This window comes from Bacteroidia bacterium (assembly GCA_037045145.1).
Classification (GTDB): Bacteria; Bacteroidota; Bacteroidia; order AKYH767-A; family OLB10; genus OLB10.
Genome location: JBAOIA010000011.1, coordinates 1,607,390 through 1,631,826, shown reverse-complemented (window position 1 = coordinate 1,631,826; position 24,437 = coordinate 1,607,390). Strand labels below are relative to the sequence as shown.

The window sequence follows — 24,437 nt, the reverse complement described above, 5'->3', positions numbered from 1 at the left end:
TAATGGCAGAATATATCCATGTAGAAAAACCGTTTTTAGATAAGCTTCGCCAGTTAGGCTGGCAGGTAATAGACCAAGGCATAGGCGTTCCGCAAGACCCGGCTAAAAGTTTGAGAGAGCACTTTAAGCAAGTGGTATTGCCGCAAGTCTTTAAAGACACGGTGAAGTCCATCAACAAAACTGCAGACGGCAGAGAATGGCTCACCGACAGGCAATTGGAAGAATTGCTTTCAGAGATTCAAAGCTTTTCGGGCAAAACCTTGCATGAAGCCAATAAAGAAATTCACCGCTTACTGATAAAAGGTACAACGGTAAATAAAAACGAATTGACAGGTGACGTTAACCCTACGGTTCGTTTGGTGGATTTCAGAAATTACGAAAAGAACAGTTTTATTGCCATCAATCAGTTTCGTTTGCTCACTCCGGGAGCAAGTCGCCAGGGCATTATTCCCGATATTGTTTTATTTCTGAATGGTTTGCCTGTGGTAGTGGTAGAAGCCAAAGATTTTGATGTGGCAGAACCATTAAGCGAAGCCTTTTTACAGGTTACCCGATATGCCAATACCAGAGAAGATGATTACGGAGTAAAGGAAGGCGAAGAACGGCTTTTTCACTACAATTTGTTTAGCATCATCACCCACGGTCATGAAGCCCGTGTGGGAACCATCAGTGCCGATTTTGATTTTTACAACAATTGGGTGGACATTTTTCCCGAAGAATATAAAACGGTTGCTTTTCCACCTGATGAAGAACGGCAGGAAGTAATGATTTGCGGAATGCTCAACAAAGAAATCTTAGTGGACATTCTGAAACACTACACGCTTTTTATGGAAATCAAGGAAGGTGTGGAAGTGAAAATTGTGGCTCGTTACAATCAATACAGAGCCGTTGGAAAAATCATCCGCAATTTAAGAGAAGGGAAAAACCCAAAAGAGAAAGGCGGTGTGGTTTGGCATACACAGGGCAGCGGAAAAAGCTTGACCATGGTATTTCTTATTCGCAAACTCCGCAGCAGTGATGATTTAAAAGACCTGAAAATTATCTCCATTGTTGACCGTGTAGATTTAGAAAAGCAGTTGGCAGATACCTTGAAATATGCCAATGAGTCCTTGTCCATCATTGACAGCAAAGCCGATTTGAATCTTTTGAATGATAATACAGGAAACCTTAACTTAGTGATGATTCACAAGTTTTTGGCAAACAACAATGTATCAGCACAATCGCTGATTGATGCCGGTGTAGTTCCCAAGTTTGAAAAATTTGAAACCATCAACAACAGCGACCGCATTTTACTAATGGTAGATGAGGCTCACCGAACACAAGGCGGAGATATGGGCGATAATTTGTTCAACGCTTTTCCGCAGGCTACAAGAATTGGTTTTACCGGAACTCCTTTAATAACCGAACGCCACGAAACCAAAACACATGAACGTTTTGGTGGCATATTGGATGAAAACGGAGAACCGTGGATTGACAGCTACAAATTTGACAAAGCTGTGGCTGACAGAGCCACTGTTGAAATCAAGTATATTGGAAAAGTTTCCAACGATAAAATAGACGATAAAGAACTATTTGATGCAGAATTTGAAGACCTTTTTCAGAAAAGAACTCAGGAAGAAAGAGAAGAAATTCAAAGGCGTTACGGTTCATTCATTGCCTATCTCGAAAGCAAAGACCGTATTGCCGAAATAGCTAAAGACATTGTTGAACATTATTACACCGATATTTTGGTGAATGGCTTTAAAGCACAAGTAGTGTCTTCAAGTATTGTGGCAGCTGTTCGCTACAAGTACGAACTGGAAACTGCAATCAAAGAGAAAATTGCTCAATTGAAAGCATTGCCTGATGGTGAAAGAGATGATGAGCGAATTAAGCAATTAGAATTTTTAAAAGTTGCTGCCGTAGTTTCGGGTATGGGTAACAATGAACCCGGTTACATCAGCAAGGCAAGAAATGAAGCAAAAGATTGGGATGCCGTGAACAGTTTCAAAAAAGACTTTGACTATTCGCAGGAAGAAGGCGGACAATACAAAAAACCCGAATCAGGCATAGGAATTTTGTGTGTTTGCGACCGCTTGTTGACTGGCTTTGATGCTCCCATTGAGCAAGTGATGTATTTAGACAAAATCATGAGAGAGCATGATTTGTTCCAAGCCATTACAAGAGTAAACAGAACTAAAAAAGGTAAAACATTTGGGCTTATAGTGGACTATATCGGCATTACCAAACATTTACAACAAGCCTTAGGTATTTACACAGACAAGGACAAGGAAAAAGCGCAGCACTTTCTGAATGTATTCCGAGACATCAACAAAGAAATTCCTGTATTAGAAGCACGCTATAAAAGGGTTTTGAATTTGTTTACGGACAACAACCTCAATGAAATTGAAAACTTCCTGAATCAAAAGTTTACAGATCCGGCAGCAGAATTTGAGTTTGCCGAAAGTTGTATTGAGCAGGCAAAGAATATCAAGTTCAGAGCAGAGTTACTCACCTATTCCAAAAGCTTCTTCGACAGTTTGGATTTGCTTTTCAATACGCAGGCAGGTGGCGAATATTGGGTAATTGCGAAACGATTAGGTTACTTGCTATGGAGAATCAAAGACCGTTACAAAGACGAAACCATGGATTTGAAATGGGCTTCGCAGAAAGTCCGCCAGCTAATTGACAAACATTTGTATTCCTTAGGCATTGATACCAAAGTTCCACAGGTTTCAATTCTTTCACCTGATTTTGGAGGAAATCCAGTTCACCTTATTCACAAACTCCTAAATCGAAAGCTTCGGAAATGGAACATGCAATCCGTTGGCATATCAAAGTAAATCTGGAAAAAGACCCAACGCTTTACAACCGTTTCAAAGACCGGCTTGAAACAATATTGAATTCATACAAAGAGAATTGGGAAGAAATAGTAAAACAGTTTGAAGGATTGAGAGAGGAAATGGCAGAAGGAAGAAAAGTTGAAACCGAAGGCGTTTCCGTTGTTGAAGCACCATTTTATGAAATTCTGAAATCTGCATTGCCAATAGAAGATGAAAAAGAGATTGAGAAAACAAAGGAATTGTCGCATACGCTTATACTCAATCCTAAAAGAAACCGCACAGATCAATAATTTCTGGGACAAACCGGCAGAGCTAAGACGTTTGATTTCAGGGAAAATAGAAGACGAAATTTATTACTCAATAATTACTGGTTATTGGCAAGCAAAGCAGGAGAATTAACAACAGAGCTTTTGAAGTTGGCTAAAAACCGAATAAATGAATTATAATAAAAAATTCTGAAAATCCTTTAATCCTGAAAATCCTGATCCCGACAGATGAAGTTAGACAGCATCCATATTGACATTGAAAAAACCGAAAGAAGGAAGACGGTAAGCATTTTCATTGAACGAAATGGTTCAGTAAAAGTGCTTGCCCCTATTACCTCAAGTGATGATAAAATTGAAGCCGCTGTAAAAGCAAAAGAGTATCAAATTTTTCAGAAACTGGCTAAATGGAAAGAACTCAATCAGGGTAAAGTAAAACGTGAATACGTTAATGGGCAATCATTTCTCTATTTGGGCAGAAACTACCGTTTAAAAATTACCGAACATCAAGATATGCCATTGAAAATATCAGGTGGTTTCTTTCATCTTGACAAAAAATATTTACCAAAAGCGGAAAAGGTTTTTAAGGATTTCTATCGTACAAAAGGACTGCAAAAAATTGAGGAGCGCCTTAAACTGATAGCTGAAAAATTTCAAACGAAACCAACAGCAATAAAGGTTTTGGAACTTCAAAACCGTTGGGCATCATGGACACCTAAAAACGGTCTGAATTTTCACTGGAAATGTATCATGGCACCTGTTTCGGTTCTTGACTATATCATTACCCATGAAATGGTTCATTTGAAACACCCCAATCATTCACCTGAATTTTGGAATGAATTGGACAAGAAAATGCCCAATTACCGTGAACATGAAGAATGGTTAAAAAGGAATGGAGTAAAAATGTCATTATGAGAACAAGCCAACGCACAGGTGTAAGTACATGTCTTGTCCTATAACAGGTTTACACCAAAAAGTATAAACTACAAACAAAAAAAAGCCCTGCAAAACAGGGCTTTTTTATTTTAGCAAACGCAATGATTACATATCGTCATCATCATCAGAAGAGTTGCTGCTGAACAAATCATCATTGAATGACATATCATCATCCATCATATCTTTTTCGTCCATCTTTACATCACTATCATCAGTGTCCATTTCAATCGGCCTAACAATTTCAATAATTTCTGTTTCGTAAGTAACTATCGGCTTTATATCCTCCGGTTTTTCCTTTGGCATAGGCGTAGGTTTTTTTACTAAAGGTTTAGGTGCCACTTTTTTTACCGCAACTTTAGGAGTTGCCTTCTTTTTTATCGCAACCTTTTTCTTTGGAGCTGCTTTCTTCTTTGGAGCAGCCTTCTTCTTTGGAGCAGCCTTCTTCTTTGGAGCAGCCTTCTTTTTGGTAGCAGCCTTCTTCTTTGGTGCTGCTTTCTTCTTTGGTGTTGCTTTCTTCTTGGTAGCAGCCTTCTTCTTAGTAGCTACTTTCTTTTTAGTAGTTGCTTTTTTCTTTGGAGCAGCTTTCTTTTTAGTAGCTGCTTTTTTCTTTGGAGCTACTTTCTTTTTAGTTGCCTTTTTACCACTTGCCTTGCGAGCAGGTTTTGCTTTTTTCTTAGCAACAGATTTTTTTGATTTTGATGCTTTTGCCATAGGTAAACAAGATTGATGGTGAGTATGTGTTCTATTTTTGCGTAAATATACAGCAGGTTTTAATTGATACAAGTGTAAATCAAAAAATATTTTTCAATACCCTCCTGTTTCTAAGTCAGGCTTTGCTTTTATATATTTTATGGATATTTGATACCTGAATTTTAATACTAAAACATTGATTAAGTTATTTAAACCAATGCTGCTTCTGCTGTTAGTTAGCATGGGGTGCAACCAAAAGCCAACAGCAGACCTGATTCTTTTTAACGGTAAAATTTATACCGTTGACAGCTCCTTTTCTACAGTACAAGCAATGGTTGTTACCAATGGGAGAATAGTAGAAACCGGGGCCAACGCACTTGCAGACAAGTATCAGTTCCGTCAGAAAATAGACCTTATGGGCAAAAGTGTTTACCCGGGCTTTATTGATGCTCATTGTCATTTTTATGGCTATAGCACCGACCTTCCAAAATGTGCACTCTTTGACACAAAGTCGTTTGATGAGGTCGTACAAAGGGTAAAAGAATATGCTGCTAACAACAAGTTCAGTTGGATACTAGGTCGTGGCTGGGATCAGAACGACTGGCAGGATAGCACCTATCCTGACAAGACCCTATTGGATAGTTTGTTTCCTAACACCCCTGTTTATCTGATGCGAATAGACGGACATGCAGTTTTAGTCAACCAAAAAGCATTGGATATTGCTGGCATAACAACGTCAACAAAGGTTCAGGGCGGTGAGATAATTACTAAAAACAAGCACTTAACGGGACTGTTGATTGATAATGCTGTTGACATTGTTAAAGCACATATCCCTGAATTTACTGCTCAGATAAAAAAGGAAGGACTCATTAAAGGTGAACAGAATTGTTTTGCAGTTGGCCTTACATCATTAGTTGATGCCGGACTTAGAGTAGAAGATATTCTATTGCTCGATTCGCTTCAAAAGGCAGGAACCATCAAAATGAAAATTTATGCCATGGCCGAACTATCTAATGCGAGTAAAAATTATTGGTTTAAAAGAGGCAAATACAAAACCGATTATTTGCAGGTTAAAAGCTTTAAATTATATGCCGATGGTGCTCTTGGTTCAAGAGGTGCATGTTTGCTTTTACCCTATTCTGATATGCCGGGCCATTTTGGATTTATGCTTAAAGACGAGGATTCCATTCAATTGTTAGCCAAAGAGATATATGACAGTGGATTTCAGCTAAACACCCACTGTATTGGCGATTCTGCCAATCGTTTTATGCTGCAAGTTTATGCCGCAAACCTTAAAACAAAAAATGATTTGAGATGGCGCATTGAGCATTGCCAGGTTGTAAATCATGATGACTTAAAGTATTTCTCTGACTATTCCATAATCCCAAGTGTTCAGCCTACACATGCCACAAGTGATATGTATTGGGCAGAAAAAAGACTTGGCAGTGAAAGAATTCATGATGCCTATTCCAATAAAGCTTTGCTTAAAGAAACCGGCATGTTAGCTTTAGGAAGTGACTTTCCTGTGGAAGACATAAACCCGCTATTTGGATTCTATGCTGCCGTGGTTCGAAAAGATCAGAAAGGATTTCCACCGGCAGGTTTTGAGTCCGAGAATAAAATTAGCCGCATAGAGGCATTGCGCGGTATGACCATTTGGGCAGCCTATTCTATGTTTGATGAAAAAGAAAAAGGCTCATTAGAAAAAGGCAAAGTAGCGGATTTTGTGATTTTGAATGATGATTTAATGACTGCACCGGACAGCATTTTATATAAACTACACGTACAAGCAACCTATTCAAATGGAGTTAAAGTTTATGAGAACAAAAAGTAAAATCCTTCTTCTATTTCTTTGTTATAGCACATCTGTTTTTGGACAAAACCTGTTGTGGAACCCTACTGTTAAATTAAACGACCGTCCATATCAAAAATTTCTTGGCACTTACAATGAATCTTATTATGCGGCAGGTAGCAACATTAAGCTGATTCAGGATGCCGGAGACAGCATTTTTGTAGCAACGGCCTGGAAAAAACTCAAATTAACCTTGTTGCGTTACGATGATAAATTCTTTCTGAAAGATACTGTGGCAATACGATTTTTGCAGTTTCCAATACGGGTAAATGATGTGGTTTTGAGCGATTCAACCATAAAAATATTCTACTCCAAAGGAATTGACAATCTTGATTTTTGTGTTGATGTTTTTGACCTGAGAGGTTATTTTAAACAGACTCATGTTTTAATAGCCGGAAAAAATGTTGCAAAATTTAAGCAGAAGAATTTTTTCAACTATAACACTTCTGTTAACAATCGTTTTTTTACCATTACCACTAATGACAGTATTTATTGCTTCAACACTCAATTGATCAGTATCTGGAAAACTGCTTTGCCAAACACTTTTTTTGTTGATGGTGTAATAAATGATAGCGGTACATTTTCAGGTGTATTCAACAGTGGGAAAGAATTTTTTGTTGCATCTGCTGTTGACGGTAAAATTATCACTCAAACAATTTCTGTTGAAAAGGATGAATTATCAGGGTTAAAAGTTACCCAAGCCGGTAACAGAATAATTGTTGCTTCATTGTATGGCTTCACCGACAACTCCTTTAACCCTATTTATAACGACATTGCCAATGCAAACAAGTTTAAAAGTAATGGTGTACGTATTTCAGAATTTAACAACAACCTTCAACTCATAAAAACAAATGTCATTAAATTCACAGACGAAACATTACTTGAAATGGTTGACAATTTATTGTTAAAGAATATTAAAGGTGTTGACTTTTTAAAAATTCAGCAAATTGATGTGATGAACAATGGTAATATTATGCTGTTAATTGAAAAGCAGTTTGCCTCCTATACCAAACCCGCTGAAGTGAATGGTAAAACAAATACGTTAATTGGAAGGGAAACTTCAGCCAATGCACTGCTTTTGGTTTGCACTGACATGCAAAATAAAAATCTACAAACCGTTATTCAAAGAAAAATTAGTGCAACTGAAAATTTCGAGTACGCCTGTAATGTTAAAGGTATTCCAAACAAAGACGATTATTATCTTTATTTTTTAAATGGAAGAAATCAGGAAGATTATCAGCTGACACAGACAATTTTTAATTCGCTACTCAGAAAAATTTACACCAAAGAAATTGAACTTGCTTCGGCAAAAAAACTTTTGCCTGACCTGTCTTCTGTTACTCGTCTGGACAAGAACAGGTTTATTCTAAATGCACGACTCTTAAAGAAATTCTCTTCTGCCACTTTAGATTTCAAGTAACATACAGTGTATTATAAATAATTAAAGACCGCCCCGTTAAACAAGAGCGGTCCTTAATGTTCAAACCTTAAAATTATTTCACATCTGCTTTATGGACTCAATGTGATTAATTTCATCAATAAAAATTATTTTGCAGACTCTTCTGATTTTACATCAGATTTTACATCAGATGTTCCTGCATCAGCTTTTTTATGTGCGCAACAACCTGCTTTTGCTTGTTTGTCGGCACATGAAGCAGCAGAAGCCTCTGCCTTATCGGCACAACATTTTTTCTTTTTGCCTTTCTTTTTGCAGCAATCTTTGTCTTTTTCTGCTTTACCGTCACATGGCATGTTTACACTTGTTGCACTGCTTTCAGTAATCTGAAGGTCAGCAACTGTATTTGCTTTGTTGTTGTTAGCATAAGCGTTAACAATCAGGAACAGTCCGAGTACGCTTAAAATTGAAAGTACTTTTTTCATTTTTCTTTATAATTTTCTGCTAAAATAGTATTTTCAACCCTATAATACAACTGACCAAAGTCACTTTTGTGGTTTTTTCATTAAATAACCATCTGCAAAAGTGCTGTTCTGCCTACCAGTCTGAGTGTTTCTTTAATACGCCATTCATCAACACCGGCACCACAAGGGTTTGATTAGGTGTTAAACAATACAATACATCTTCATCAATTTTAAGTCTTTCCAATCGTGTACGATGTGAAGAGTCCTTCAAAAAATCGTACATATCATGCTTTGCCAGATTATACAGTTTCATGGCTGCATGAGCTGAATCGCGATGTTCGGAAAGTTGAAAATGCGGAAGCAGTTTTTGCGTCAGCGCCCCTGCAAAAAGAGTATCTTCAAGATTAAAAGTATTTTTCCATCCGGCACAAAGACAAAGCACATTTTTGTTTTGCTGAATAAGCCATGCAGCCAGGACATCAAGATTCAGAAATGAACCTGCAACAATTCCTGCAGAGCCTTTGGCGATGTTTATGGCCTTGGTGCCATTGGTGGTTGTTAGTGCAATATCACGACCAATTATCTTGTCTTCCATATAACTGAAAGGTGAATTGCCAAGATCAAAGCCTTCTACCATAGAGCCCTGTCGCTCTGCTCCTATCAGATAACCTTTTTCTTTATACTGATAACTTTCTTCCACCGTCATGACAGGCACAATGGAGCGCGCACCATATTGTAAAGCTACACAAATGCTACTTGTAGCACGCAAAATATCAATGGCAACAACAATAGATTCGGCAGTATGGTGCTGATGGAAAAGTGCCGGTGTTAAACAAACTTCAACTACAGGTTTGCCTGCTGCTTCAGCCATGGTTTACTTTTTAATAAACGGAATCTTTACAACTGCGGCTTTTATCAGTTTCTCTCTGATTTTAATATAAATCTCAGTCCCTTCTGCAGACTGATCTTTCGACACATAGCCCAAACCAATAGCTTTGTTTAAGGTTGGTGATTGTGTTCCGGATGTAACGCGACCAATTTTTTGTCCTGATACATTACATATTTCGTAATCGTGTCTTGGAATACCGCGATCAATCATTTCAAAGCCTACCAATTTGCTGGCTACCCCCTGCTCTTTCTGTTGTTTTAATGCATCTGAGTTGGTAAAAGTCTTCGTAAATTTGGTAATCCATCCTAATCCTGCTTCCAAGGGTGAGGTGGTGTCATCAATATCATTCCCGTACAAACAGAATCCCATTTCAAGCCGTAAGGTGTCACGAGAACCAAGGCCTGCAGGCTTTATGCCGAATGGTTGCCCTGCCTGCATAACGTCATTCCAGATTTTTTCTGCATACTGATTTTCAAAATACAATTCAAACCCACCTGCACCGGTATAACCTGTATTGGAGATAAGCACATTTTGACATCCGGCAAACTCTCCTTTTGCAAAGTTGTAATATGGTATGTCTGCCAAGACTATTGAAGTAAGTTTCTGTAATGTTTCCATTGCCCTTGGCCCCTGAATGGCAAGTAAAGAAGTTTTATCAGAAATGTCATGCATTTCAACTTTTTTATGGTTAAATTTTTGAAGCCATTTCCAGTCTTTCTCAATATTGGATGCATTAACAACGAGCATGAATGTTTTATCATCAATACAATAAACAATTAAATCGTCAATAATTCCACCTGTTTCATTCGGGAAATAACTGTACTGTGCTTTCCCTGATGTCAATTTGGATGCATCATTGCTTGTCACACGTTGAAGAAGATCAAGTGCATCATCACCTTTTAAAATAAATTCTCCCATGTGAGAGACATCAAACATTCCAACGGAATTACGAACTGTTTCATGCTCGTCATTAATTCCTGTATATTGAACAGGCATCAGATACCCTGCAAAGGGCACCATTTTAGCACCTGCCTTTTGATGAATGGCCGTTAAAGCTGTTTGTTTTAAGGTGGTATTTTCTTCCATACTATTGTTTAAAATCTGCGGCAAATCTACAAGTTTTAAGACTTGTTCAAACTGATTCATGTTATTTCAATAACTGGTTTTTATCTTTACACCAATTTCCACCAACGGTTGACAGAAAGATGAAACTATTAACTGCAGAGCAATTCCGTATGGCCGATGTCAATACGATAAAAAATGAACCCATAAGTTCTGTTGATTTGATGGAAAGGGCAGCCAAAAGTTGTTGTCAGGAATTAACAAAGAATGTAGATGAAAAAGATGAGCTTTGCATTCTCTGCGGTCCTGGAAATAATGGTGGTGATGGACTTGCCATTGCCAGAATTTTGGCCGATTCAGGAAAAAAAGTCACTGTTATATTAACCGGCAATAGCGACAAGCTAAGCCCGGATGCAGAAACAAATTTTCAAAAATTGCAGAAAACGTCTGCAAAAATTTTATACCTGACTGATGCTGACCTGCCCTTGGCGAACACAACAGTTTGGGTTGATGCAATTTTTGGATCAGGATTAAATAAAGCTGTAGAAAAAAACATTGCAGATTTAATTCATAAAGTAAACGCTACCGGAGCACCTGTTTTTTCAATTGATTTACCCACAGGATTATTTGCCGACAAGCATACCCCATCTGACGATGCCGTAATTCATGCATCAACAACATTAACTTTCCAACGGCCTAAACGCTGTATGCTTTATGCAGAAAACGCGCACAGGAATGGCGAAGTAAAAGTTCTTGACATTGGACTTGATGAACGTTACATTGAGTCATTAAATTCTGCTCATGAACTGGTTGACCGATGTATGATAAAGAAACTTCTTAAGCCTCGAAAACGATTTTCACATAAAGGCAACTTTGGTCATGCTTTGCTGATTGGCGGAAGTTATGGGAAAGCCGGAGCAATAGCGCTATCAGCAAAAGCCTGCGTTAAAAGTGGTGCTGGGTTAACAACAGTTCATACTATAAAAACAACGGGCTTAGCATTGCAATCTTCTATACCGGAAGTTATGTTGAGTACCTGTGAAGGCGACAAGGTGAGTGACCTGCCTGATTTAAAGCCATACAGTGCCATTGCATCAGGCCCCGGTTTGGGCATTTACGAAGAAACCACAAACATGATTGGTCATTTGCTTGTAAAAGCAAACAGCCCTTTGGTTCTTGATGCCGATGCGCTGAATATCATCTCAGAAAACAAAAAACTTCTGAATCTTATTCCTGAAAACACTATCATAACTCCGCATAAAAAAGAATTTGAAAGGTTGTTCGGAGTATTTGAAAATGATTTTCAGAGAAACGATTTTCAAATTGCAGCTTCAGTAAAACACAAAATTGTTATTGTCTTAAAAGGTGTTTACACTTCCATTTCTACTCCTGACGGAAGGTGTTTTTTTAACACAACAGGCAATGCAGGGCTGGCAAAAGGAGGCAGTGGTGACACGTTAACTGGTATTGTTGCTGCAATGCTTGCACAAGGATTAACTGCAGCAGATGCTGCAATTGCAGCAGTTTTTATTCATGGCTTAGCAGCAGATTGTGCCGTTAAAAAAATTCACCCTTATGCTTTAACTGCAAGTGATGTAACAGAATATCTTTCTGAGGCTTTTATGCAAACTGTGTAATAACTGCAGGCTCAATCCAGTCGCCATTATCACGAATCAGTTCAATGAGTGCATCAACAGCAAGTGCTGCATCAATATTTCTGCGGACAACTTCTTTGCCTTTATAGAGCGTAATCTTTCCTGCACCTGAACCTACATAGCCATAATCTGCATCAGCCATTTCGCCAGGGCCATTTACAATACATCCCATAATGCCAATCTTTATTCCTTTGAGATGATGCGTTCTTGCTCGAATTTTAGCTGTGGTTTCCTGCAAGTCGAATAAAGTACGTCCACATGATGGGCAACTGATATATTCTGTTTTTGAAATACGGGTTCTGGCAGCTTGTAAAATCCCAAATGCTGTTTGATTAATATCTGCCGGACTAACTTTTTCTGAACAAAGCCAAACACCATCACCCATACCATCTAAAAGCAAAGCACCGGCATCTGTTGAGCTATTTAAACGAAATGTTTCCAAATCTACATCAGCATAATCTCGCTTTATGATGACAGGCATAGTGTTTTTCTGCTGCATCATACCAATAAACACACTGCGCAAATCAGGCATGGCATGCTCGTTTGCTGTCTTTAGTACAAGAACAGTATCAGAAAGTTTTTCAATATTTAGTTGTTGTTTAAAAAAATCCAAAGTACTTAATTCAACAAACTTTATGGCAGCAGTACACTTGACTGCTTCATCCAACTCATTCTCATTAAACAATGGATACGTTCTTTCGTCACCGGAATGCTGATGCCACATTTTAAAATTGTAAACCACACCTAGTGTTCCGGGTAATGCAAAAGAAATCTGCTGGTCGCCTGCATAAATAAAATCACATGCCTGATCGCTGATATGCCATTTATCGAGTGTCTGAGAATAATTATATCCAACCGGAAATAGTGAAGTAGGAGTAATATTTTGCTTGCCGGAAAAATCGGCAATCACAACAGGAACATGATTTCCTCCAACGTTCAAAACGGATTTTGTCTGCCGTCTGCTGTAACCGAATGGCGAGTACAACAGTTGCTGATGGTTAATTGGTCTTATTTCTTTGTGGGCTGCACGATTATTATAACGTGACACTAATTTTTGTGCAACCGGAATTTCGCGTTCCGGATCTTCGGTTAGCGAAACTCTAATGGTATCACCAATGCCATCTTCGAGTAATGTGCCGATACCTGATGCTGATTTAATTCGTCCATCTTCTGCTTCGCCAGCTTCCGTTACGCCAAGATGCAAGGGAAATAGTGCAGGCAAAGAGTTATTCTCGCTATTCAAATCCATAAACTCTGCACGCATTTTTGCAATCAAAAGTCTATATGCCTGAACCATCACCTGAGGATTACTTGCCTTCATAGAAAGCACAATGTTATAGTAGCCCTCATCCATACAAATTCGCAAAAATTCAAGTGCAGACTCCACCATTCCCAACGGGGTATCACCATAACGACTCATAATACGGTCGCTCAAAGAGCCATGATTGGTACCAATACGCATAGCAGTACCATAGTCTTTACAAATCTTCACTAATGGAATAAAACGTTCGCGAATACGCTCTAATTCTTCAGCATAAGTTACATCAGTATATTCTATAGTATCAAACTTCTTTTTATCTGCATAGTTGCCGGGATTTACTCTTACTTTCTCAACAATACGAGCTGCTGTTTCAGCAGCATTAGGTGTAAAATGTATATCGGCAATCAGAGGTGTTTTATAACCTCTCCTTCTAAGTTCATCTTTAATATTCTGAAGATTTCGTGCCTCATTGATACTTGGCGCAGTAATTCGCACATACTCACAGCCGGCTTCAATCATTCTGATGCTTTGTTCAACCGTTGCCTTGGTATCAAGGGTATCTGTCGTAGTCATACTTTGAACACGAATGGGATTATTGGCTCCCATGGCAACATCACCAATCTTTACTTCAAGTGTTTTTAATCTTTGGTAAGATGTAAGGCTATTACAATAAAGTTGAAAAATATTTTGAGCTGTCGGCACACTATCCATTTTTAAAATAAATATTTTAGCTGCAAATATCGGAATTCTAAATCTTTAGAATTAAATAACCCTGTAAATACATTAAAGTTTTACCAACCGCTTTTGCAACACTTTTTTGTCTGATTCAAGCAGGAGATAATAAGTGCCCGGTGCAAGATTTTTTGGATAAATAGTAATTTGATTAAGAGACTGTCTATGCTTACTCTGATAGACAATTTTCCCAACAATATTCACTAACTTAATATCGTATTTTCTATATAAAAAATCTTCGGAGTGAATGCAAATCTGATCTGTGAATGGATTTGGATATAAACTCACATAGTCCTTTTTTATAACTTCACTTTCTCCAACAACAACAACAGAGTCACAGTCAACCAAGGTATTTGGCTGATACAATCCCAAAGTTGAATCGTTGTAGCATCTGAATGCAGTTATCTGAGGGTCGCAATAATTGAATTGTGTCAATAAAAAATTCAAACTGCCAATGCCCTCAATAATAGGACCTTCAAATACAAATGGAATGTGCGATGAATCGGCATAAGAAATATAAAATATTTTTCGTGGATGATTATTGATGTTTACCATGTTTACTGAATCAACACGAATGAGAACGGTGTCTGTTAGTGGTGCCGGTGGCGGTTGATTAATGGTGTTTGATACAATTTTCCATATATCACCAGGCTGTGCATTAAAATCATAGAGCATGGTAAATGTGTTGAGATTGTAGAGAAAACGATACACCGTATCGTTGCTCTGATAAACCGGTAAATAATTAAATCCAACACAAGTGAAAGGTGCAATCTGAAGATTAGTACACGTAATGCCATTAATTACGGTTGTCCCTATGGCATTTACTTCAACTGGGCCGCAGCTATAAGGAAAGGCAACGGTACATTGTGTGTAGTGCCACTGTGCACCTACAGGAGCAAACTGAGCTTTAGCTACTAAATGACAACAAGCTAAGAGCAATATAAAAAATTTCTTTTTCATTGCAGTGCTAAGATACCGAAAAAAATTGACTAACCACAAAAATTCAACCTACGACCTTTGCAAATATATCGAGATAATATTTTTTATTGACGTGAAGTGAATATTCTTTTTCAACCTTCAATCTTCCATTCATTCCAATTCGTTTTCTCTCTTCCGGATGATTTAACAGGAATTCAATTTTATTAATCCATTCCTCATCTGTTCTTACCAAAAATCCAGACTCGCCATCATCAATTATTCTGAAGTTTGTTCCTATTCCTGTTGCAATGGTGGGTATCCCTAAAGCCATATATTGCAAAGCCTTACCTCCACTTTTACCATAAACCCATTGTTCATCAGGTAATGGATAAAGGCCAATATCAATTTTCTGAAGGTCTTTAACTTCAGTTGCCGACTGCCAGGGTATAGTTTCACAATCAAAACCATTAAATCTAAAAGTTGTATCTCCAATTACAAGGATTCTGATATTGCTTCGTCCGGCAAATTTTCGCAACACTTCTTCCAACAGCACCAAATAACGACTTGTGCTATGGCTGCCACTCCATCCAATTGTAATAACATCATCGTTGCTGTATTTATTTGCAGGAAGATAAACATCTGTATTGATAGCAACTGAAATATCTGTTATTGCATTGTTATACTTTCTGGCAAACTCTTCATTAGATGGTGTTGAAACAACAATGTGTCTGGCCTTCTGCATCAGGTATGTGATTTTCCTTGTGCCTTTTAAAATTTTTATAAACTTATTGGCTTTGGAAGAATGCCCGAGAAAAACCATGTCATCAATATCGTAAATCATGTTTGGATTGATTAAAACAAAAAGTTTTTCAAACAGTGGCAATCCAAAGGGTGTTACCCATAAAAAAACATAAACAGCATCATAGCGCCAGAGTGTAAACAACTGCAACAAGCGTTTTGTATAGCCAAATAGAGTCCAGAATATTTTTTCGGGAATATTTCCAGGTTTATATACTATACTGTTAAAGCGATAGGTCATGAACGATGACACCTGAATATCATACCCCTCTTTTCTGAACAAGTTGAGGTATTGCTCATAACGCAAACGCTGTCCCGGTGCAGTATCCTCGGGATAAGGGCAAATCAACAGAATTTTCTTTTTATTATGGCTCATAATTATTGGTTGCCGGCAGAAAAAAAGGTCAGCAAATTGTCTGCGAAAATAAAGATGATTTTGTAATTATTGATTTTGCATTTTATCATACGCCTGTGCATATAGTTTAACACCACTTTCAAGTGCAAAAACGGGACGGGATTGTTCCCTGATATTTTCTCTTGGAATTTGAATCATTTCAATTGCTTTTTTTGCGACAGATTGCATTTCTTCTTCTGAAAATCCATGAATAATTACACCCGTCTTTGTATCATTAATAATACGTTCCACATCGCCAACACCACTGTTGCAAATCAATGGAACGCCTGCGGCAAGCATCTCCCCCATCTTTGTAGGCGAACTGCTAAGTTTTGAAAAACAAGGTTTAATAAATGATATTCCCAGATGCGCAATTGAAAGAAACTGTGGTACCTGTTGCCGTGTTGCACTCAACACTTTGATTAAATCAGCATTTATGTCTAATTTTTGGGCTGAATCATAAACCATTGATGGTGGTTCAGGTGTCATAATCAACAAGCGAAATGAATTATCTTGAAAATGCAATTGTTTAAACATAGCCATCATTTCATCAAACATGTACCATGTTCCTATTGAGCCAAGATAACATAAAATTTTATTTGACTCTTCAAAGCCAAGTTGTTTTACCAATACCATATCACGTGGTAATGGCTTGAACAATTCATAATCAGAGCAACATGGAATGATAGAAAACTTATCTATTTGTTCTTTTCTCACATTCATTTTTTTAATCTCATTCAACCCGGCATGGGTCAGGCTGATATTCAAGTCTGCCTCATTAAAAAACTGCAATTCTTTCTTCTTGAAATAATTATAAATGATTCTGTAAACAGGATTTTTAATATTCCACAAATCGCCATCAATGCGTTCATCGGGCCAGAAACCACGCATATCAAAAATAAATTTGGCATCAAACTTCTTCTTCATATCCTGCCCTATCATAGCAGAGAGATAGCTGCGACAGTGCACTGCATCATACTTATTTACTCTGTTCAAGCTATATGCTTTTCTGTACATACGGAAAACATCTAAAACTGATGATAGAACAGGTGGCCTTTTTGTGTATGGCAATGGATACCATCCAATGTTTAAAGAATCAAGCAGATTCCTAATTTCAGTTTCTTTAGTGCTAAACTTATCTGGCTTTTCGCAGCTGATAATATCAAAATGATGACCATAACCGACAAGCCCTTTCAGGTAGGGAATTACCTGTGACTGCCCAAGGTTATCTGTCATTCCATCATAAGAAATATAAAGTACATTCATAAAGCGTCCAAAAATATTGCATTTGAACCGAATTCAGATGCAATGACGAGCGAAAGAATAAACACTACATGCTCATATCCTGCATGCCTTCCGTATTTATCTTTTGATTTTTCCTCTTGAATAAGGAGGTGTCGAATTTTCCGAAGCGATAACTAAAGTTAAGTCTGAAAATCTGTGAATCACGCTTCCGCCAGCTATCCTGAATGTAAAAATCAGATTCAGAATGCACATCATTAATTCGTGTCTTGAAAATATCTGAAACATTAAGGGTAAGCGAGGCAGCTTTATCTTTAAGAAAATCATAACGCAAACCTGCATCAACACCGTAATTGGGTCTTACATAACCTTGTGCAGTGCTTTGTGTACCACCACCCATTGGTCCGCGTCCACCTCCGCTGTTTAATTGCAATGCCGTTTTGGAGTGATAATCTCCTGATAGGCTAACAGAAAAATTCTTGGGTAGCTTAAAACTGAGATTGAGTTTGGCAAACCAGCTAAATTGTTCTACTTTTAAATTTGACTCAATGTTTTTTCCGTTAATCATACTCTGATATGCATTAACATTTGAAGTAATGTCGAGCCAGTTTTTAATATTATTTTGTGCAGTTAATTCAACACCATAAGCATAGCTTGTGTTTGCATTTCTAAAGGTGCTGACTAATACGTTACGACCTAAAATAGTATCTACTTCATAACTTAAATAACGTGTAATTACACCATCAGTTTGTTTATAATAAATTGTTGCCATGAGTGTGTTTTTACGACTTATTGTTTTCATGGCCGATAATTCTACTGAATGAGTAAACTCCGGTTCTAAAGCAGGATTTCCCTTGCTGATATTTAAAGAATCGGAATAATCAGTGTAAGGAATTATCTGAAAAAAGTTAGGTCTGTTTATTCTTCGCGAATAGCTTATCTGCAAATCTGTCTTACCGGTCAGTTTATAGCTTGCTGATGCGCTAGGGAACAAACTAACCGGATAATTGGTGCTAAACTTCTGCCCAGTTTGTGTCAGTTCACCTTCATAGAAAGAGCTTTCTGCTCTTAGTCCTGCCTGTAGCGATAATTTTTCAAATGACTTACTGTATGTTGCATAGGCGGCATAAACCTGATCTACATACTGATAGTTTGCTGTTTTATCAGGAATTAAAATATACTGCTGCTGCGAGTCGTCAAAAATAAAATTTTGATTTACACTGCTGTAATCACGCAATGCTCCACGCAATCCTGTTTCAATTTTTGATTTTTTATCCAGTGGAAAATCCATATCGGTCTGTGCTGTAACAAATGTATTTTCACCTTCAATACTTTGCTTCTGTATAATTGGATTACCGGAAACTTCACCATTGCCTAAAAAGTTTTGAGTGTTGTAGTTTCCACCCATATCACTTTTTACACTGTTAAAGTTAATATCAGCGGTCAATTCTTTTCCATCTTTAGGAAACAGGTGTTTGTAAGCAACGGTACCACCGGTATTTTTAAACTCACGTTTGCTTGAGGAATTTCTGTCTGATAAAGAAGTAGCTGTGTAGCCTGGAAACAAAGTATCTGTTTTTGTTTGTAAAAACTCCAGTGGTTTAAAAAAGCCATTCATATAACTGCCAGAAACAGTCAGGGTGTTTCTGTTATCTAAAAAAATATCAACTCCTGAGCGAATAAATCCAAAGTAGCCATTACTGGAATTACTATTACTCTGGCTGATAAAATTATCGGGAGTAGCGCCAAGTGTTTGTCTTTCGGTTAGTCCTGTTCCCTTTGATTTACGCTGGTTGAGGTTTCCACTTAAAAACACATTCACTTTTCCTTCGCGCACATTAAAATCTCCTCCTAAATTTATTCTTCCTCTTGAGTCTGCACCGGCACGAACCATACCATTATAGCCAATGCGTCTGTTCTTTTTCAATACTATATTCAAAATACCTGCCATCCCACCGCTGGCATCATATTTTGCTGATGGGTTAGTAATAATTTCAACTTCCTGAATTGCATCAGCAGGAATCTGATCTATAGTTAAAGTTGTTGGGCGACCATCAACAAATATTTGTGGCGCTGCATTACGTAAAGTTACATTCCCATCAATATCAACATTCACACTGGGAACCTGTTTAAGTACATCTTCAGCTGTGCCTCCTGCTGCAATTGGATTTTTCTCAACATTAAAAACTTTCTTGTCAGGCCGCAGTTCTAAAATCGGTGCAGTGCCATCAATCTGAACTTCTTGCAGTGCAACCACACTGGATTCAAGTTTTATGTTACCTAAATCTTTATCTATTGCATTAAGTGCCTGCTGCCAATTACTTCCCTGAACACCACCTTGAGGCATTTTTATTTCAAATTTAACTTTTTGCTCATAAGGCTTGTAGCCCATTGCAGCAATCTTAAATGTCAGCTCACCCATCACAGGCAACTGATCTAAGTTAAAATCGCCATTGCCCTGCGTTAGTTGTCCATTCAGTATATTTTCTTTTAATGTACCGGTACTGTCTTTTTTAAAAACAGAAATTTGCACTGCAGCAAATTCAACAGGTTTACCGGTTTTTGCATCCACAACCTTACCGTACAGCCGGCCTGCATTCATTCCTTTTTGCATCATCTGCTGCATTTGTGCATGTACCGTACTTATTTCAAATAGACTCAAGCTAACAAATAACGTGAGTCTGCAATAATTCAAAAATTTAAGCATCTCTTTTTCCTAATTTAATTCAATGGCGGCTGCAAAAGTATTTATAATAAACCCTAATTCTAATTAACAAAACACAATTGCAACAATAACACTTTTTTGCTCTTTAAAGTTTGAGCAGGATTTAAAACTTATTTCACCGCATTAAAACTCATTCTAAAATCATTAACTATCTCTTAAAAATAAAAGAAAAATTAACAACCATTAACATTAGAATTAAGAGTACATAAATGAAACTTGATTTTCACCTAACAATTTTAGCAACTGTACCTGCAATAATCTTCAGATCTGTAATTATTCCTGCTTCTTGAATATACTTTAGATTGAGTGCTAATTTATGTGGCATAATTTCCTGCACATAGGTTTGTTCAGGGTGGGCAGATTGTGCCAAAATCTCATTCTCATTGCTGTAATAAATGCTTGCATAATCTGTTATTCCGGGTTTTACATTTAACACCTTTAGTTGTTCAGCAGAATAACATGATACGTATTTTCGCACTTCCGGTCTTGGCCCAACAAGACTCATCTGTCCGGCAAGCACATTAAACAACTGTGGCAGTTCATCAAGTTTATACTTACGTAAAACATATCCGGCTTTGGTAATACGCGGGTCATGTCCACCAACAGTCAGTAATCCTTTGCTGTCAGAATCCGGACGCATGGTCCGGAATTTAAGGATACCAAAATCTTTTCCTCCTTTACCTACTCTGATTTGTTTGTATAAAACATTTCCTCTGCTATCGGCTTTAATCCACAATGCAATGAGTAATAACAATGGCAAGAGTATAACAATTGCTGTTAATGATACTACTACATCAAAACATCGTTTAACCATGACGCAAAGATAGTTGCTGCAATTCTACCTGCGTTGAATAATAATTGTATTTAAAAACAATCCGGTTAATCTCTTAAAGTAATTCTCCGGCAAGGTTTGCAAGCTCACTGCGTTCTCCTTTTTCTAAAGTGATATGAGAATAGAGATGTGAATTTTTCATCTTATCAATTACATTACTCAGTCCATTACTATGTGCATCAAGATATGGTGTATCAATCTGAAACACATCTCCCGTAAAAATTATTTTAGTTCCTTCACCCGCACGGGTAATGATAGTTTTTACTTCATGCGGTGTCAGATTCTGAGCTTCATCAATGATAAAACAAATATTACTCAAGCTTCGTCCACGGATATATGCAAGTGGTGTGATATGTAATTTCTCATTCTCTACCATATCAGCAATTTTCTGATACTCTTTATCGGTTTCACGATATTGGCTTTGTATGTATTTTAAGTTATCCCACAAGGGCTCCATGTATGGATTGATTTTTGATTTTATGTCACCTGGAAGGTAGCCGATATCTTTATTGCTAAGTGGAACAATTGGTCGTGCCAGATAAATCTGCCGGTAATTCATTTTTTGCTGCATAGCCGATGCCAATGCAATTAATGTTTTACCTGTTCCTGCAACACCCTGAACAGTTACCAATAAAACATTCGGATTCATTACAGCATGCATAGCAAATGCCTGCTCAGCGTTACGGGGTTTTATGCCATAGGCATGATCTTTATGAATGCGTTCTATCCTATCAGTAGCAGGATTATAATATGCCAATGCAGAGGAGCCTTCAGCTTTACTTTTAAGAATAAAATAATGATTGGCAACAGGGCGTGATTTTACTAAATCTTTCCACTTGCAAAAACCATCCTGATACAATGCATCAATAAATTTCTTAGGGACATTGTTAAGTTCTGATTTACCGGTATAAAGTCCTTCAATATCTTTTATTTTTCCGGTCATATAATCTTCTGCCTGAAGGCCGAGTGACTTAGCTTTCAGTCGCAAATTGATATCTTTACTTACGAGAACAATATTGCGTTCATTGGTTTCGTGCTTCAATGCAAGTGCTGCATTGATGATATTATGGTCAGCTTTTTTCTCCCCAAAAACTTTATTGGCATCAACACCATTACCACTCTCATCCATCAACACTTTAAACTTTCCTTTAGTAGAACCATTAAGCGGAATCCAGTCACCCAGTGATGCTCCCGAACTTAACTTATCGAGTGCTCTGATAAACTCCCTTGCTTCGAAATTAATTACGTCATTTCCCTTTTTAAACCGATCTATTTCTTCAAGTACCGTAATAGGGATGGCCACATTGTGTTCTTTAAAGTTAGTTATTGCGTTGTGGTCGAAAAGGATGCAAGAGGTATCGAGTACGAATACTTTGCGATCTTGTTTTTTTGCCATGCTAAAATATGTTTGGTCTATGACAAATATATGGCCGGCATCACAGGTTGAAAACTTAAATCATTGCTTTATTACACAAAGGCTTGTTAATAACAGATTGGCTACGGACAACGCATCCCACCTCTGTTATTACAGAAGAATTCTACAATTGATGTGGCAATAGATTTTTGCTTTTAATATTAAGAAATGGGTAGACAATTTTTGTAAGATACAATCCGCATGCCGGTGCTGCATGTCCTGCTTTTCGTCTGTTGCGTGCAGCAATAATATTTTCAAAGTCGTTGAGATTAATTTTCCCAATTCCCACATCAGTCATTGTTCCTATCAATGCCCGCACCATTCCTCTTAAAAATCTGTCGGCTGTGATTTCAAACATTAATCCTCCATTATTTTCTGACCATTTTGCATGAGTAACTTTACACAGACTTGTCTTACTCTGAGCACGCGTTTTACAAAAACTATTGAAGTCGTCATGCTTTAAAAGTATATCAGCAGCTTTCTGCATGAGTGAAACATCAAATTTCCGGTAATAACAACCTGAGAACTCCTCTAAAAAACCATTCTTATAGGTGTGGATGTAATACTGATATGTTCGACTTACAGCATCATATCGGGCATGGCAATCGTTATCAACAACATGTAAATCTAAAATTGTAATATCATTGGGTAAAATTCCGTTTAACTGATAAAGAAAATTTTTATGGTCTTTTATTATGGGAGCATCAAAATGTGCAAAAAACTGTATGGCATGAACGCCCGTATCAGTACGGCCACAGCCCGTAGTTTCAATTGGTTTCACTGCAGAACCATTGATGAGCATGCCCAAAGCTTCATTAACTTTCTGCTGCACAGCAACTGCATTCTTCTGTATCTGCCAGCCACTGTAACGGGTCCCCTTAAAAAATAATTCAAGAAAATATCGTTGCATAGTGTACAAAAATAAACTATCTGATTTATGCTTTGAATAGTATATTTGCCAAATCTATTACTTAACACAAATTAACAATCTATTTCACATTCTTTTCACAGCTAAACTTTTAAACTTGCATCGCAAATAAACATCACTATTTATGTTTGATATCAGAGAAATAAACGAAAAAATCCAGCGCGAAAGTGAATTCATTGACCTTTTGCAATTAGAATTGAGCAAGGTAATTGTTGGACAGAAATACATGGTAGAAAGACTACTCATTGGCTTACTCTCCAATGGTCACTTATTGCTAGAAGGTGTTCCTGGTCTTGCTAAAACATTAGCCATTAAATCACTTGCATCTGCAATTGATGCACGCTTTAGCCGTATTCAGTTTACTCCTGATTTATTACCTGCAGATTTAGTAGGAACATTAATGTATAATCAGAAAAAAGAAGAATTTGCAGTTCGCAAAGGGCCCATTTTCGCCAACTTTATTTTAGCTGATGAAATAAACCGCGCCCCTGCAAAAGTACAAAGTGCTTTGCTTGAAGCAATGCAGGAAAAACAAGTTACTATTGGAGATGAGACTTTTAAACTTGATGAGCCTTTTCTGGTACTTGCCACCCAGAATCCTATTGAGCAGGAAGGAACTTATCCATTGCCTGAAGCACAATTAGATCGTTTTATGCTCAAGGTGGTTATCGGATATCCAACGCGTGAAGATGAGAAATTAATTATTCGTCAGAATTTATCACAGGAAAAAAATAATATCACGCCAGTTATCCGCACTTCAGATATCCTTAAAGCAAGGCAATTGGTTCGCGAAGTTTACATGGACGAAAAAATAGAAAAATATATTATTGATATTGTTTTTGCCACACGTTTTCCTAATGACAACAAACTAGGAAAAATTGCACAACTCATCAACTATGGAGGATCGCCACGTGCAAGTATTAATCTTGCTCTTGCAGCAAAAACTTATGCTTTTATAAAACGCAGAGGTTATGTTATTCCTGAAGATGTACGTGCTATTTGTCATGATGTAATGCGTCATCGTATTGGCTTGACTTATGAAGCAGAGGCAGAAAACTATACAACAGATATGGTGATTAACGAAGTACTTAACGTTGTTGAAGTACCTTAATACTTTAAACCATTTAACAAATTTCTTTCAACAGAATCAATAAACAATTGCCA

Annotated in this window: 19 protein-coding genes; 7 read left to right on the top strand and 12 right to left on the bottom strand. The window is 37.5% G+C overall.

Annotation, left to right across the window (positions count from 1 at the left end; all coding sequences use genetic code 11):
* Nucleotides 1-2: 2 nt before the first annotated feature.
* The 3 genes from V9G42_07945 to V9G42_07935 all read left to right on the top strand — a co-directional run bounded on the left by V9G42_07945 (nucleotide 3) and on the right by V9G42_07935 (nucleotide 4,000).
* On the top strand, nucleotides 3-2,822 hold the full coding sequence (locus tag V9G42_07945) for an HsdR family type I site-specific deoxyribonuclease (protein MEI2759343.1): 2,820 nt from the start codon (nucleotides 3-5) through the stop codon (nucleotides 2,820-2,822).
* Nucleotides 2,789-3,112, top strand: coding sequence for a hypothetical protein (locus V9G42_07940; GenBank protein MEI2759342.1), 324 nt, complete (start codon nucleotides 2,789-2,791; stop codon nucleotides 3,110-3,112). Before V9G42_07945 ends, V9G42_07940 begins: the two co-directional genes overlap by 34 nt.
* A gap of 204 nt (nucleotides 3,113-3,316) precedes the next feature.
* Nucleotides 3,317-4,000: a SprT family zinc-dependent metalloprotease gene (locus tag V9G42_07935; protein MEI2759341.1), complete on the top strand. Its 684-nt coding sequence runs from the start codon at nucleotides 3,317-3,319 to the stop codon at nucleotides 3,998-4,000.
* Between the two features lie 126 nt (nucleotides 4,001-4,126).
* Here the strand turns inward: V9G42_07935 and V9G42_07930 are convergent, their stop codons facing one another.
* Nucleotides 4,127-4,732 (bottom strand): hypothetical protein, encoded by a 606-nt coding sequence (locus V9G42_07930; GenBank protein MEI2759340.1) that lies wholly within the window; start codon nucleotides 4,730-4,732, stop codon nucleotides 4,127-4,129.
* 196 nt (nucleotides 4,733-4,928) lie between these two features.
* On the opposite strand from V9G42_07930, the gene V9G42_07925 reads away from it, so the two are divergent.
* Nucleotides 4,929-6,545 (top strand): amidohydrolase, encoded by a 1,617-nt coding sequence (locus V9G42_07925; GenBank protein ID MEI2759339.1) that lies wholly within the window; start codon nucleotides 4,929-4,931, stop codon nucleotides 6,543-6,545.
* The gene (locus V9G42_07920; GenBank protein MEI2759338.1) at nucleotides 6,529-7,983 is read left to right on the top strand and encodes a hypothetical protein; all 1,455 of its coding nucleotides are present in this window, start codon (nucleotides 6,529-6,531) and stop codon (nucleotides 7,981-7,983) included. The genes V9G42_07925 and V9G42_07920 overlap by 17 nt, the downstream gene beginning before the upstream one ends.
* A gap of 125 nt (nucleotides 7,984-8,108) precedes the next feature.
* Here the strand turns inward: V9G42_07920 and V9G42_07915 are convergent, their stop codons facing one another.
* From V9G42_07915 to gcvT, 3 genes are all read right to left on the bottom strand, one after another.
* Nucleotides 8,109-8,444, bottom strand: a complete 336-nt coding sequence (locus V9G42_07915; GenBank protein ID MEI2759337.1) for a hypothetical protein — start codon at nucleotides 8,442-8,444, stop codon at nucleotides 8,109-8,111.
* A 112-nt stretch (nucleotides 8,445-8,556) separates the two neighbouring features.
* Nucleotides 8,557-9,294, bottom strand: coding sequence for a 2-phosphosulfolactate phosphatase (locus tag V9G42_07910; GenBank protein ID MEI2759336.1), 738 nt, complete (start codon nucleotides 9,292-9,294; stop codon nucleotides 8,557-8,559).
* Nucleotides 9,295-9,297: 3 nt separating this feature from the next.
* Complete coding sequence (gene gcvT / locus V9G42_07905; GenBank protein ID MEI2759335.1) at nucleotides 9,298-10,398, bottom strand: glycine cleavage system aminomethyltransferase GcvT; 1,101 nt, start codon at nucleotides 10,396-10,398, stop codon at nucleotides 9,298-9,300.
* Between the two features lie 119 nt (nucleotides 10,399-10,517).
* Here gcvT and V9G42_07900 point away from each other — a divergent pair, with 119 nt between their 5' ends.
* A complete protein-coding gene (locus tag V9G42_07900; protein MEI2759334.1) occupies nucleotides 10,518-12,011 on the top strand; it encodes an NAD(P)H-hydrate dehydratase in 1,494 nt (497 codons plus the stop codon).
* On the opposite strand, the gene ispG is transcribed toward V9G42_07900, so the two are convergent.
* The 8 genes from ispG to truA all read right to left on the bottom strand — a co-directional run bounded on the left by ispG (nucleotide 11,995) and on the right by truA (nucleotide 23,255).
* Nucleotides 11,995-14,001: a (E)-4-hydroxy-3-methylbut-2-enyl-diphosphate synthase gene (gene ispG / locus V9G42_07895; GenBank protein ID MEI2759333.1), complete on the bottom strand. Its 2,007-nt coding sequence runs from the start codon at nucleotides 13,999-14,001 to the stop codon at nucleotides 11,995-11,997. The genes V9G42_07900 and ispG overlap by 17 nt on opposite strands.
* Before the next feature lie 72 nt (nucleotides 14,002-14,073).
* Complete coding sequence (locus tag V9G42_07890; GenBank protein ID MEI2759332.1) at nucleotides 14,074-14,982, bottom strand: T9SS type A sorting domain-containing protein; 909 nt, start codon at nucleotides 14,980-14,982, stop codon at nucleotides 14,074-14,076.
* 43 nt (nucleotides 14,983-15,025) lie between these two features.
* On the bottom strand, nucleotides 15,026-16,114 hold the full coding sequence (locus tag V9G42_07885; protein ID MEI2759331.1) for a glycosyltransferase: 1,089 nt from the start codon (nucleotides 16,112-16,114) through the stop codon (nucleotides 15,026-15,028).
* A gap of 66 nt (nucleotides 16,115-16,180) precedes the next feature.
* Complete coding sequence (locus V9G42_07880) at nucleotides 16,181-17,398, bottom strand: glycosyltransferase (GenBank protein ID MEI2759330.1); 1,218 nt, start codon at nucleotides 17,396-17,398, stop codon at nucleotides 16,181-16,183.
* A gap of 64 nt (nucleotides 17,399-17,462) precedes the next feature.
* The gene (locus V9G42_07875; protein MEI2759329.1) at nucleotides 17,463-20,036 is read right to left on the bottom strand and encodes a TonB-dependent receptor family protein; all 2,574 of its coding nucleotides are present in this window, start codon (nucleotides 20,034-20,036) and stop codon (nucleotides 17,463-17,465) included.
* Nucleotides 20,037-20,322: 286 nt separating this feature from the next.
* Nucleotides 20,323-20,913, bottom strand: coding sequence for a sugar transferase (locus tag V9G42_07870; GenBank protein MEI2759328.1), 591 nt, complete (start codon nucleotides 20,911-20,913; stop codon nucleotides 20,323-20,325).
* 73 nt (nucleotides 20,914-20,986) lie between these two features.
* Nucleotides 20,987-22,327, bottom strand: a complete 1,341-nt coding sequence (locus V9G42_07865; protein MEI2759327.1) for a PhoH family protein — start codon at nucleotides 22,325-22,327, stop codon at nucleotides 20,987-20,989.
* A gap of 142 nt (nucleotides 22,328-22,469) precedes the next feature.
* The gene (gene truA, locus V9G42_07860; GenBank protein ID MEI2759326.1) at nucleotides 22,470-23,255 is read right to left on the bottom strand and encodes a tRNA pseudouridine(38-40) synthase TruA; all 786 of its coding nucleotides are present in this window, start codon (nucleotides 23,253-23,255) and stop codon (nucleotides 22,470-22,472) included.
* Between the two features lie 142 nt (nucleotides 23,256-23,397).
* On the opposite strand from truA, the gene V9G42_07855 reads away from it, so the two are divergent.
* A complete protein-coding gene (locus V9G42_07855; protein ID MEI2759325.1) occupies nucleotides 23,398-24,384 on the top strand; it encodes an AAA family ATPase in 987 nt (328 codons plus the stop codon).
* Nucleotides 24,385-24,437: the final 53 nt, after the last annotated feature.